This is a genomic window from Bradyrhizobium erythrophlei (assembly GCF_042430365.1).
GTDB classification, from domain to species: Bacteria; Pseudomonadota; Alphaproteobacteria; order Rhizobiales; family Xanthobacteraceae; genus Bradyrhizobium; species Bradyrhizobium erythrophlei.
On the sequence record NZ_JBHMET010000048.1, the window covers coordinates 24,854 to 37,154 of the forward strand.

The 12,301-nt window shown below is 61.5% G+C and carries 9 protein-coding genes; 7 read left to right on the forward strand and 2 right to left on the reverse strand.

Annotated elements, in window-relative coordinates:
• Together ACFFWD_RS07425 and ACFFWD_RS07430 are read right to left on the reverse strand one after the other, a co-directional pair.
• A complete protein-coding gene (locus tag ACFFWD_RS07425; RefSeq protein ID WP_376963005.1) occupies positions 1–1,215 on the reverse strand; it encodes an NADP-dependent isocitrate dehydrogenase in 1,215 nt (404 codons plus the stop codon).
• A 125-nt stretch (positions 1,216–1,340) separates the two neighbouring features.
• Positions 1,341–3,068, reverse strand: coding sequence for an alpha/beta hydrolase family protein (locus ACFFWD_RS07430; protein WP_376963008.1), 1,728 nt, complete (start codon positions 3,066–3,068; stop codon positions 1,341–1,343).
• A gap of 305 nt (positions 3,069–3,373) precedes the next feature.
• On the opposite strand from ACFFWD_RS07430, the gene ACFFWD_RS07435 reads away from it, so the two are divergent.
• From ACFFWD_RS07435 to ACFFWD_RS07465, 7 genes are all read left to right on the forward strand, one after another.
• Positions 3,374–4,573, forward strand: a complete 1,200-nt coding sequence (locus ACFFWD_RS07435; RefSeq protein WP_376963011.1) for a TrmH family RNA methyltransferase — start codon at positions 3,374–3,376, stop codon at positions 4,571–4,573.
• An 838-nt stretch (positions 4,574–5,411) separates the two neighbouring features.
• On the forward strand, positions 5,412–6,332 hold the full coding sequence (locus tag ACFFWD_RS07440; RefSeq protein ID WP_376963014.1) for a LysR family transcriptional regulator: 921 nt from the start codon (positions 5,412–5,414) through the stop codon (positions 6,330–6,332).
• A gap of 191 nt (positions 6,333–6,523) precedes the next feature.
• Positions 6,524–7,912, forward strand: a complete 1,389-nt coding sequence (locus tag ACFFWD_RS07445; RefSeq protein WP_376963017.1) for an MFS transporter — start codon at positions 6,524–6,526, stop codon at positions 7,910–7,912.
• Between the two features lie 79 nt (positions 7,913–7,991).
• Entirely contained in the window at positions 7,992–8,717 is a 726-nt protein-coding gene (gene pcaH / locus ACFFWD_RS07450) for a protocatechuate 3,4-dioxygenase subunit beta (RefSeq protein ID WP_376963020.1), read from the forward strand.
• Between the two features lie 2 nt (positions 8,718–8,719).
• Complete coding sequence (pcaG, locus tag ACFFWD_RS07455) at positions 8,720–9,346, forward strand: protocatechuate 3,4-dioxygenase subunit alpha (protein ID WP_376963022.1); 627 nt, start codon at positions 8,720–8,722, stop codon at positions 9,344–9,346.
• Positions 9,347–9,397: 51 nt separating this feature from the next.
• Positions 9,398–10,231, forward strand: coding sequence for a shikimate dehydrogenase family protein (locus ACFFWD_RS07460; protein ID WP_376963024.1), 834 nt, complete (start codon positions 9,398–9,400; stop codon positions 10,229–10,231).
• Positions 10,232–10,284: 53 nt separating this feature from the next.
• Complete coding sequence (locus tag ACFFWD_RS07465) at positions 10,285–12,147, forward strand: bifunctional sugar phosphate isomerase/epimerase/4-hydroxyphenylpyruvate dioxygenase family protein (protein WP_376963026.1); 1,863 nt, start codon at positions 10,285–10,287, stop codon at positions 12,145–12,147.
• The last annotated feature ends 154 nt before the right edge of the window (positions 12,148–12,301 follow it).

The window sequence follows — 12,301 nt, forward strand, 5'->3', positions numbered from 1 at the left end:
TTACGCCGCCATCGCCTTCGCGAGGTTGTCGGCGACCTTGTCGAGGAAGCCGGTGGTCGAGAGCCAGCGCTGGTCGGCGCCGACCAAAAGGGCGAGGTCCTTGGTCATATAGCCCTCCTCGACGGTCGCGACGCACACCTTCTCCAGCGTGGTGGCGAACTTCGCCAGCTCCGGATTGTTGTCGAGCTTGGCGCGGTGGGCGAGGCCGCGGGTCCAGGCGAAGATCGACGCGATCGAGTTGGTCGAGGTCTCCTTTCCCTTCTGGTGCTCGCGGTAGTGGCGGGTCACGGTGCCGTGCGCGGCTTCGGCTTCCACCGTCTTGCCATCAGGGGTGAGCAGCACCGAGGTCATCAGGCCGAGCGAGCCGTAGCCCTGCGCCACGGTGTCGGACTGCACGTCGCCGTCATAGTTCTTGCACGCCCAGACATAGCCGCCGGACCATTTCAGCGCCGAGGCCACCATGTCGTCGATCAGGCGATGCTCGTAGGTCAGGCCCTTGGCGTCGAATTCCTTCTTGAACTCGCGGTCGAAGACGTCCTGGAAGATGTCCTTGAAGCGGCCGTCATAGACCTTGAGGATCGTGTTCTTGGTCGAGAGGTAGACCGGGTAGTTGCGCATCAGGCCGTAGTTGAACGAGGCGTGGGCGAAGTCGACGATCGAGTCGTCGAGGTTGTACATCTCCATCGCGACGCCGGGGCCGGGCGCCTTGAACACTTCCTTCTCGATGACGGTGCCGTCCTCGCCAACGAATTTCAGCGACAGCGTGCCCTTGCCGGGGAACTTGATGTCGGTGGCGCGGTACTGGTCGCCGAAGGCGTGGCGGCCGATGATGATCGGCTTGCTCCAGCCGGGAACGAGCCGCGGCACGTTCTTGCAGATGATCGGCTCGCGGAAGATGCAGCCGCCGAGGATGTTGCGGATGGTGCCGTTCGGCGACTTCCACATCTCCTTGAGGCCGAATTCCTTCACCCGGGCCTCGTCGGGGGTGATGGTGGCGCATTTGACGCCAACGCCGACCTTCTTGATGGCGTTGGCGGCGTCGATGGTCACCTGGTCATTGGTCGCATCGCGGTATTCCATCCCGAGGTCGAAATAGAGCAGTTCGACATCCAGGAACGGGTTGATCAGCTTGTCCTTGATGTACTGCCAGATGATCCGGGTCATCTCGTCGCCATCGAGTTCGACGACGGGGTTGGACACCTTGATTTTTGCCATGACGGGGAGGCCCTCTTGGGAACGGCGCGCTTTTGACGGCGGGGGTGGAAATATCCCCGCGCTATAGCACCGCCGGGGGGCGGGCGGAAGCGGAGCGGTTATGCAGTTTCAGCCCATCTTTTCACCTAAAATGGGACCTGCGTCGCCGTCCCTGCGACGATGTACCAGGTGACAAAAAGGCCCGCGATCAGGGCGCCGGGCAGGCTCGAGCCGGTCCGCCGCCAGGTGAAGGTCGCGATCACGCCGACGATGGCGAGCAGCGGCACGAACTGGATCGCGACGATGGTCGAGAGCGGCACGAAGCCGGGGTCGGGGATCGGGTTGAACAGCCTGTCGGTCATCCAGAGCGTGCCGTATTGCAGGACCAGCAGCACGATGAACCCGAGCGTCAGCGCCAGGATGTTGGTCAGGTAGAGCGCGCCGCGCGGCGCATCCATGGTCGAGAAATTCCGGTGCAGCACGTTCAGCGCGATGACGAAAAATGCCGTGAACGGAATCAGATAGATCAGGAAGATGAGGAACTGCTTCGCGTTCATCAACTTGAGCGCGACGATCCAGAACCGGAAGTCGATCTTGAAGGCGAGGTCGGCGAGCCAGAGCGCCGCATAGCCCACCGTGATCGATAGCACCGCGATCAGGACCGACTGGCCGACCAGTCCGGCGCGGCTGGCGCGCTTCGGCGCGAACGGCATCAGGGCGAGTGTGATCACCCCGTTGAGGATAGCCCAGACCAGGATCTGGTTGGTGATGCCCTGGGGCAGGAATTTCGACGGTGTCACGAAGGTGCCGCCGAGTGCAAAGGCCGGGTAGTAGGTCAGCGCCGGGATGAAGGCTGAGAGGATGAAGGCCGCGGTCCAGCGCCGGCCGGTCGCCGCCTGGTGCGGCGGCATGGTGCCATCGGCAATTGCGGGTAGCCTGAGCCGGGCGAACATCGGCGCCTCCAGGAGGCCGTCGAAGGTACCGATCAGGAGCGCGACGAACCCGATCAGCGCGATCAGCGTGCCGATCTCCTTGCGGAACCAGATCTGGTCGTCGGTGGGACGCGGATTGCCGCCCTGCAGGGTCTTGGCGAACCAGTCGAGGCTGTAGCCGATCGCCTCATGCGAGATGTGCTCGGCCGGGTGGGTGATGGCCGGGGCGTAGAGCACCCGGGCCGTACCGGCGGCCGGATCGCCATAGACCTTGCCCGGCTCGACCGGCCCTTGCGTGCCGAACAGGGCCCAGAGCTTGGGGCTCTTGGTCACGTCGCGCGCGAGGTCGACGCCCCACATCAGGGTGGAGAATTCCTCGTATTGGGCGAACACCAACGCGGCGTTGCGCGGCCAGTTCGGGGTGCCCTCGGCGGCGAACGGCTTGCCGGTCGAGGAGCCCTCCAGCACCATCGATTTGTAGTCGTTGGGCATCGCCGCGGCTGCCGCCAGCACGGTCCAGCCGCCCATCGAATGGCCCTCGAGCCCGATATTGGCCTTGTCGACGACGTCGAGGCTGCGGAGGTAAGCGAGGCCGTCGGGGCCGCCAAAACCGTTGGCGAAGGAGGGCGGGTCGCTGTAGCCATGGCCGGTCTGGTCGAGGGCGAGCACGACGTAGCCGCGGCGGGCGAACTCGATCGCAAAGCCGTCCTGGGTCTCGCGCGAATTGATGTAGCCGTGGACGGCGAGGATGCCTGGCGCCGGGGACTGTGCGGTCGCGTTCGGCGGGATGTAGAGCAGGGCGCTCATAGTGTTGCCCTTGGCGCCCGTGAAGCGGACATCCTGGATCCGGATGCCGCCCGAGGTCTGGGTGAAGTGGGCGATGAGCCCGCCCGCCACGATCAAGACCACGCCGAGAACTGCCAGCGTCCATCTGCCCCGCATTGTCGTCTCCCCCCGCATTGCCGCCGTTAAACCGGCGTCTCAAGCAAGCCTTTACAGCTTCGCTTTGGTTGTGATTGGTACCCTATCCGAAGGTAAAATGCGCGCAAGCGGTTGGTGGAACAACGTGCCACCGGGATTCCGATCAAGGATTCGCAAACGTCGCTAACCCTGTTATCTCCTTTGGGAAATTGGCCGCGGCCGAAGCTGGCACGAAGCCGGCTTTTGGGCCGTGCGTGCGGTCTTGAATCAGCGTCTTCGGAAACTGATTCAAAACCTTCAGACGCTGAATCAGAAAGTGAAGTGAGATGTCCGGCACCGACAAGACCAAGGCAGGGCGCGACCTTGCCGGTCCCGTCGTCATCCTGGTCGAGCCACAGCTCGGCGAGAACATCGGCATGGCGGCGCGCGCGATGGGCAACTTCGCGCTGACGCGCCTCCGCCTAGTCAAGCCGCGCGACGGCTGGCCGAACATCGCCGCCCAGCGCGCCGCCGCCGGTGCCGACCACATCATCGGTTCGGTCGAGCTGTTCGACACCGTCGAGCAGGCGATCGCCGACCTCACGCTGGTGTTTGCGACCACCGCCCGCGCTCATGACCAGGCCAAGCCGGTGGTCGGGCCGGAAGGCGCAGCGCGCGAGATCGTCGACCATGTCACAGCCGGCGGCTGGGCCGGCATCCTGTTCGGCCGCGAGCGTGCGGGGCTGACCAATGACGAGGTCGCGCTCGCCAACCGCATCATCACCTTCCCGGTCAACCCGGGCTTCGCCTCGCTCAACCTGGCGCAGGCGGTGCTGCTGATGGGCTATGAGTGGTTCAAGCTTTCGACCGCGGGCGCGCTGCCCTTCGCCATGCCCGAGCGGTCCGAGCCGGCGTCCCAGCACCAGATGCAGGCCTTCTTCGACAACCTCGTCGTCGAGCTCGACAAGGTCGAGTTCCTGCGCCCGGCGGAGAAGCGCGACACCATGCTGGTCAACCTGCGCAACATCTTCACCCGGATGGACCCGACCAAGCAGGACATGCACACGATTCATGGAGTCGTGATGGCGATCGCCGAGGGGCGCAAGGGTCCGGCCAAGGGCGGCGTGCTCGACGGCGCCCAGGCCACCCGTCTGCGCGCGCTGCTCGCCGAGCAGGGGCAGGGTGGTGCGACCGCCGACAACAGCGGCACCGTCCGCGGCCTGGCCCGGCTGCTCCGCCGCAACCCGACCGACGCCGAGCGGATCCTGTGGCAGGCCCTGACCAAGGATCGCCGCTTCGCCGGCCTGTTCAAGCGCCAGACCCCGGTCGGCCGCCATATCCCTGATTTCGTCTCCTTCGTGCACCGGATCGCGATCGAGCTGGTCAATCCGGGCGAGACCGACGCCATCGCCGCCGACCGCGCCAAGCGGCGGGCCTGGCTCGAGGCGCGCGACTACGCCGTCGTCGATATGCGCGTCGCCGACGTCGAGCGCGATCTGGCGGGCGAACTGGGACGGCTGGAGGCGAGCCTTCAGCAGGGGCGCTGAGCTTTCGTGAGCTGTAGGGTGGGCAAAGGCGCGCTTGCGCCGTGCCCACCATCTGGAGATCCGCTCGCGATGGTGGGCACGTTTCGCTTTGCCCACCCTACAGCTCTACAGCTCAGCATGACGGGATAGTGATGAGCGCGCCGTTCTTTCCACGTCATTGCGAGCGAAGCGAAGCAATCCATTGCGCAGCTTGCGGAGACGTGGATTGCTTCGTCGCTGTCGCTCCTCGCAATGACGGCAAACATGGCTCCGCATTCTCGCGACATGTCCGAGCTTTGCATCTTCGTCGGCCCTCTCAATCAGCAGAGGGCGCAGGGAAAGCCGGGTGCCGATCGCACCCATGGGTCCCGTGCAGCAAAAAGCACGGGGTAGGACCACAGGTGAAACCGGAAACGCGGGCTTTCCCTGCGCGATGGTCTTACGGTTTCCTTCGTGCTCCCCGGCGAGACCGGGCTTGTTTGTCGCCGTCGCCAGCAAGAGATTTGCTGATGAGACACCAGCCACTGGGGCGTCAGGACCACACGACTTCGCCGTCCGCCTCGCGCGTGCTCGTCAGTCACGCACTCGGCGTCCACCGCATCCCACCGCAACACTCGTGACGATCGCGACGCGCCCCTCAATCGGGTGAGACGGGCGGATCATTACACTGATTTGCGATTCTAAAAAACAGAAATATTTTTCACGGGAGCACTTGCGCCGTCGGGCAAATCAGTGGCATGGCCGCGGATCCTCGCGAACGACCCCATGCGGGGTCCGGTTGGGTGGACATGCTCAACCATGTCAGTGATGATGGCTTCGCCAGTGAGTTGCTCGGTCAGGGAAGGGTTATCCTGCGGCGATGATGACGCTGAGGCAAATTGAAGTCATTCGGGCCGTGATGATATCGGGAACGATCACCGGCGCGGCAAAGCTTCTCAACGTTTCTGCGCCGGGCATTAGTCGCCTCGTCAAATATACCGAGCGTTCGCTTGGTGTGCGATTTTTTGTGCGGCAGAACGGCCGCTACTTTCCTACCCAGGATGCTCAGCTCATCTTCGAGCAAATCAACGCGATCTACAAAAAGGTCGACGATCTTGCCGATGTCATCGGCAAGATCGGCCGGGGCCAGTTGTCTGAGCTCAGGATCGGATCGGTGCCGAGCATCGCCCAGGTCATGGTGCCGCGCGCAGTCGAGAAAATTCGCAAGCGCTACCCTGATCTGAAGATGGATATCAACATCCTCAAAATCGAGGAGGTGATCGATTATCTCCTGCTCGGCAAGGGCGACTGCGCCGCGATCAGCTACCGGCTGGATCATCCCGCGCTGGACTTTCTGCCGCTCGCTTCCGGCCGCCTGTATTGCATCGTCCCGGAAGGCCACGCGCTTGCGGAGCGCAAGAAGATATCGGCTGCCGAAATGACCCAGTTTCCCCTGATCGGCATCGATCCGAACGATCCCTATGGCCGGATCATGTCGGAGCTCTTTGCGCGAAATAAACTACCCTACGAGATCACGATCCGCGCCCGCTTCGGCAACACCGTTTGCTCGCTGGTGCAGGCTCGCCTCGGGATCGCCGTCATCGACCAGTTTTCCGTGGCGTATGGCAGCATTCCCGGCGTTCGACTTCTGGAAATCCAGGAGCCGACGCGCTTCGACACGTTCGTTGCTGTCAAGCGCGGCGCTCCGCTGTCGCCCTATACAACCCATTTCATAGAAACCCTGCGCGCCGAGATGGAATCGGATGGCAACGCACGACCGCCGCGGGCCGCGAGAAAATAACATCAGGTTAAGTTTATCGCACAAATGAGTAATTGTGTTATCGCCGTCCGGCGATATGTTTTCGCTCCAATCGGAGCAGAAACGGCCACGCGCCGGCAAGCGGCACACGCTGACCGTCTCGCAGATTAGCTCCGCAACAAGAAAGCCCGCCGTCGAACGGCGCCTAACAATGATAGCGGAGGAAACGCGATATGACGTCAGCCGGTAGCCCGAAGACGCGACAACCGAAAATCGCGGCGGCAAGTGCCTGGATAGGATCGGCGCTCGAGTACTACGACTTCTTCATCTATGCGACCGCCGCGTCCCTGGTCTTTCCGCAGATCTTCTTTCCCTCACAGAACCCGACGGTCGCGATCGTTGCCTCGCTCGCGACCTACGGCGTCGGCTACGTCGCGCGGCCGATCGGTGCCTTCGTTCTCGGCCATTGGGGGGACACGCATGGGCGAAAGAACGTCCTGGTGCTCTGCCTGTTTCTGATGGGCATCTCGACCATGCTGGTCGGACTGCTCCCGACCTATGAGCAGTTCGGAATCTGGGCGCCAATCCTTCTGGTGGGGCTGCGGCTGATCCAGGGCTTCGCGGTCGCTGGGGAGATTTCCGGCGCAAGTTCAATGGTGCTCGAGCATGCGCCTTTCGGCAGGCGAGGCTTCTTTGCCAGTTTCACGCTGCAAGGAGTCCAGGCCGGCCAAATTCTCGCAGCCGCCGTATTTCTCCCGATCGCAGCCTACATGGCGAAGGAAGATTTCATCCTTTGGGGCTGGCGCATCCCGTTTCTGTTGAGCTTCTTTGTGGTCATCGTCGGCTATTTCATCAGGCGGGAAGTCGAAGAGACGCCGGCTTTCGCCGAGGAAAGCGAGCAAGGCGCGCTCCCCAAGGCACCCATCATCCAGGCCTTCAAGACAAGCTGGTCCGACATGCTGCGGGTTGTTTGCATGGCGCTCATGAATGTGATTCCCGTTGTTGCGACGATTTTTGGCGCGGCCTATGCCGTGCAGCCCGCCTATGGGGTTGGATTCAAACCCGACGTCTATCTCTGGATTCCAGTGCTCGGCAACATTGCCGCCGTGCTGGTGATCCCCCTGGTTGGCAATCTGTCCGACAAGATCGGCAGGAGACCGCCGATCATCGTTGGCGCACTTTGTTCCGGTCTGCTTGCCTTTGGATATCTCTACGCCATCAGCATCAGGAATGTCCCGATGGCGATCGCTCTCTCCATCCTGATGTGGGGCATCGTCTATCAAGGCTACAATGCGGTCTTCCCGAGCTTCTACCCGGAGCTCTTCCAGACCAGATACCGTGTCTCGGCGATGGCGATTTCGCAGAACATCGGCACCACGATCACGGCCTTGCTTCCTGCGTTGTTCGCAACGGTCGCTCCTCCCGGTTCGGCCAACGTCCCGCTCACGGTCGGAGCGATCGCCTTTGCCATCACGGCTGTCGCCGCGATTGCCGCGTTCTCCGCCCGGGAAACCTACCGGCTTCCGGTGAGCGACCTCGGCAACCCCAGTGCGGCCCCGATGGCAAAGCCGGACTACGATCGGCTGAGATCAGCCTCTTTGAGCGGCGCCGCGCCGGCATAGCAGCTTCGGCAAGCGAAGGGCGCGCGAGCAGTCAAGCCCTCGCGCCCTTCGACGCCACCGCAACATGTTCGAGGATTTCATGATGCCCGAGCATGAGTTTCATCAGCGCGATCGGGATATCCATCCCCCTGCCTTCACGCCGGTCTACAAGACAAGCGTGTTGCGGTCGCCTCGAATTCCACTCTGGTCGTTGCAGAACTCATTGTCGGAAGTCACCGGTCCGACATTCTCGCGCCATGAGTTGGGCTCGCTCGATAACGACATGCTCCTGAATTACGCAAAGGACGGCAAGCCGATCGGCGAGCAGTCGATCGTTCATGGCCGCGTCCTCGACGGCAACGGCCGTCCCGTCCCCAATACCCTCGTCGAGGTCTGGCAAGCCAATGCGGGTGGCCGGTATCGTCATCGCAACGACACCCACATTGCGCCGATCGATCCCAACTTTGGCGGCTGCGGCAGGACGCTCACGGACGACAGCGGCTACTATTTCTTCCGCACCGTCAAGCCGGGCGCCTATCCGTTTCGCAATCACGTCAATAGCTGGCGTCCGGCCCACATCCACTTCTCGGTCTTCGGCTCGGGATTTGCGCAGCGTCTCATCACCCAGATGTACTTCGAAGGGGATCCGTTAATCCCCCATGACGCGATTATCGCGACCATTCCCGACAAGTCGGCTGCAGACAGGCTGGTCGCCAGGCTCGATCTCAACGCCTCCCTGCCGCTGGAATGTCTCGCCTATCGCTTTGATATCGTGCTGCGCGGCAGCCGCCAGACCTTGTTCGAGAACAAGCTCCAGGGGGGCTAGTGATGTCGACCCAACTCTATCTTCCCGAGACACCGTCGCAAACCGCCGGTCCCTATGTGCATATCGGATTGATCCCGAACCAGGCCGGTTTCGACATCTTCGAGAATAGTTTTGGCGCCGACATTGCCGGGCCGGAGGTGGCGGGTGAGCGCATCGTCATCGAAGGAAAGATCTATGACGCTTCCGGTCACCCGGCAAAGGACGTCCTGGTCGAAACCTGGCAGGCGAACGCGGCGGGGCGCTACGACCATCCGGCCGATCGGCAAGACAAGCCGCTTGATCGCGCTTTTCGCGGTTGGGCACGAACTGGAACAAACTTCGAGACGGGCCTCTACCGCATTCAGACCATCAAGCCCGGTCCGGTCGCCGGGCGAAGAGGCCGAAAGACCATGGCGCCTCACATCAACTTCTGGATCGCCGCCCGCGGAATCAACATCGGCCTTGCGACACGGATGTATTTTGGCGACGAACCGGCCGCCAACGCAGAAGACCCCGTGCTCAACATCATCGAGCAACCGGAACGGCGCCAGACGCTGATCGCGACGCGGTCCGAGCGCGATGGAAGAGCAGTGTACACGTTCGATATTTTCCTTGGGGAAGAACGCGAGACCGTTTTCTTCGATGTCTGAGAACTCTTTGACCGCGAGGGTGTTGGTCTACGGTAGACAGGTCTGAAAAAGATGATTGACGGCAGAACACGGCTCATCGCCCACATCGGCTATCCGACCGAAACATTCAAGTCGCCGATGATCTACAATCCGTTCTTCGAGGCGCGCAAGATCAACGCGGTCGTCGTGCCGATGGGCTGCAAGAGCGAGGACTACGTCTCATTCCTGAGACTGGCCTTCAAGCTGACCAACATCCACGGCGCGCTCATCACCATGCCTCACAAGGTCAAAACCCTCGAGCTCGTCGACGAAGCTTCCGTGTCTGCCAGGATCGCGGGGGCCTGCAACGCCGTGCGGATCGATCAACGTGGCGTGATGATCGGCGACATGTTCGACGGCGAAGGCTTTGTTCGGGGCGTATTGAGGAAGGGACGCCGGGTCGCCGGCGCGAAGGCCTTTGTCGCCGGCTGCGGCGGGGTCGGCTCTGCGATTGCAGCGTCCTTGGCGAGGGCCGGCGTTTCCAGGCTCGGATTGTACGACGCGTTCCCACAGGCGATGAACGGGCTGTCGGAGCGCCTCAAGACCCACTATCCGAATCTTGAGGTGGCCACGGGTTCTCAAGAGCCGGCCGGATACGACATCGTCATCAATGCCACACCGCTCGGCATGAAAAAGGATGATCCGCTTCCGATGAATGTGGACCGCCTTTCACCGTCGACGTTCGTCGGCGAAGTCGTCATGAAGGAGGAGATTACGCCATTTCTGGCCGCGGCGCGTGCGCGAGGTTGCGACTATCAAGTGGGTACGGATATGCTGTTTGAGCAGATTCCGGCCTATCTTGAATTCTTCGGCTTCGGCACGGCCACGTCGGATGAATTGCGCGAGATCGCGCAGATTCATTACTGACCGAATTGAAGCGGGGACGAGGGTGGCTCTTCGAAGCAAGCCGGAGCAGTGACATGATACGTTCGATCGCAACAGTTTCGATTGGCGGCGCACTCGACGAGAAGCTCAAGACAATCGCGGCGGCGGGCTTCGACGCGGTCGAAATCTTTGAGAACGACTTTACCTGCTTTGACGGCTCCGCGCGCGACGTGGCCCGGATGTGCGGTGATCTCGGCCTTGGCATCTGCGCCCTGCAACCGTTTCGCGATTTTGAGGGAATGCCCGAGCCGCAGCGCAAGCAGGCTTTTCGGAGGGCCGAGAAGAAGTTCGACCTCATGCAGGAGCTGGGCGCAGATCTGCTGCTCGTCTGCAGCAATGTCTCGCCCATATCGCTTGGCGGAATCGACCGGGCTGCCGATGACTTTCGCGAATTGGGGGAGCGGGCAGGTGCAAGGGGGCTGCGTGTCGGGTTCGAGGCGCTGGCGTGGGGGCGTCACGTCAACGACTACAGGGATGCCTGGGAAATCGTTCGGCGAGCCAATCACCCCTCGATCGGGCTCATTCTGGATAGCTTCCATACATTGGCGCCTGGTTTTCCCGTCGCCCCAATCACAGCGATACCTGCGGACCGAATATTTCTGGTTCAACTCGCAGACGCGCCGCAACTCGACCTGGATGTTCTCTCGTGGAGCAGGCACTTTCGCTGCTTTCCGGGGCAGGGAAGCCTCCCCATCGGGGATTTCATGCATGCGATAGAGGCCACCGGGTACAACGGACCGCTCTCTCTCGAAATCTTCAACGACCAGTTCCGTGCGCAGTCGACCAAGGAAGTCGCGATCGACGGCATGCGCTCGCTGCTGCTGATGGGCAGTGAAGACGCGAAGAAAAACGCTGTCCCGGCCCTGCGCAGCCGGTCCAAGGTCTCGGACGTGGCCTTCGTCGAGTTTGCCGTCGATCAGGGGCATGCCGTCGCGTTTGCGAAACTGCTGCGCGAGCTTGGCTTCAGGCTGACCGGACGTCACCGCTCAAAAGGAGTGGAGCGATGGTCTCAAGGTGCCATCAACCTCCTTATCAATAGTTCCGAGAACAGCTTCGCCAGATCACACTACGTTACGCATGGTTCGGGCGTATGTGCGATCGCGCTGGACGTTGAAGATGTCACGACCATGATGAGCCGGGCTGACGCCCTGCAAGCGACCACCTTTCGACAACCGGTCGGACCTGGTGAAATGACCATTCCGGCGATTCGCGGCGTGGGAGGAAGCTTGCTGTACTTTCTCGAGCCGGGATCGCCGAATTGGGATGTCGACTTCGTCGCTGTCGCAAGCGACGGCGACTGCGCCCTTCTAAATCACATCGATCACATATCGCAATCGATGCGGTTCGAGGACATGCTCTCTTGGGAGCAATTCTATACTGCGCTGTTCGACGTTGCGAGATCGCCGCAGCTCGAGATCACCGATCCGCTGGGGCTCGTGAAGAGCCAGGTTCTGCAGAATCGGAACGGATCGCTTCGACTCGTTCTCAACGCGTCGACGGCGTCCCAGACGATGTCGTCACGCTTCCTCTCGGAGTTTTTTGGGGCCGGAGTTCAGCATATTGCCTTCGCCTGCGACGACATCTTCAAGGCCGTATCTGCAATGCGCGCAGCAGGTGCAACCTTTCTGAACATTCCAGACAATTATTATGACGATATCGATAGCCGATATGAGCTGGATCCCGATCTGCTGAGGTCGATGAAGGAAAACGGGATTCTTTACGATCGCGACGACGAAGGAGAGTTCTTCCAGATCTATACCCACGCATTCGATGAGCGGTTCTTTTTCGAGATCGTGGAGCGGCGTAGATATAGAGGCTTCGGCGCGCCAAACGCAGGTATACGTCTTGCCGCGCAGACACGAGAGGCGCGATCCCCTACGATGCCGCGAATCGGATGATCATTGGCCTGATTGTGTTGTAACGTCTGATTTTCGAACCAGGGAAGCCCGGCAACGTTGCCGGGCTTCTCTCTTTCGAGCGCTGAACTGTCGGACCTAGCAGTCTGCTGAAAAACCTCTCGCCGTAGCGAGAATTTGCTGATTCAATTTTTTA

Excerpts from the sequence above, each read along its gene's own strand:
- ACFFWD_RS07445 (WP_376963017.1), top strand. The coding sequence starts at position 6,524 with ATGACGTCAGCCGGTAGCCCGAAGACGCGACAACCGAAAATCGCGGCG.
- pcaH (WP_376963020.1), top strand. The coding sequence starts at position 7,992 with ATGATGCCCGAGCATGAGTTTCATCAGCGCGATCGGGATATCCATCCC.
- ACFFWD_RS07465 (WP_376963026.1), top strand. The coding sequence starts at position 10,285 with ATGATACGTTCGATCGCAACAGTTTCGATTGGCGGCGCACTCGACGAG.
- ACFFWD_RS07430 (WP_376963008.1), bottom strand. The coding sequence starts at position 3,068 with ATGCGGGGCAGATGGACGCTGGCAGTTCTCGGCGTGGTCTTGATCGTG.
- ACFFWD_RS07425 (WP_376963005.1), bottom strand. The coding sequence starts at position 1,215 with ATGGCAAAAATCAAGGTGTCCAACCCCGTCGTCGAACTCGATGGCGAC.
- ACFFWD_RS07435 (WP_376963011.1), top strand. The coding sequence starts at position 3,374 with ATGTCCGGCACCGACAAGACCAAGGCAGGGCGCGACCTTGCCGGTCCC.
- pcaG (WP_376963022.1), top strand. The coding sequence starts at position 8,720 with ATGTCGACCCAACTCTATCTTCCCGAGACACCGTCGCAAACCGCCGGT.
- ACFFWD_RS07440 (WP_376963014.1), top strand. The coding sequence starts at position 5,412 with ATGATGACGCTGAGGCAAATTGAAGTCATTCGGGCCGTGATGATATCG.
- ACFFWD_RS07460 (WP_376963024.1), top strand. The coding sequence starts at position 9,398 with ATGATTGACGGCAGAACACGGCTCATCGCCCACATCGGCTATCCGACC.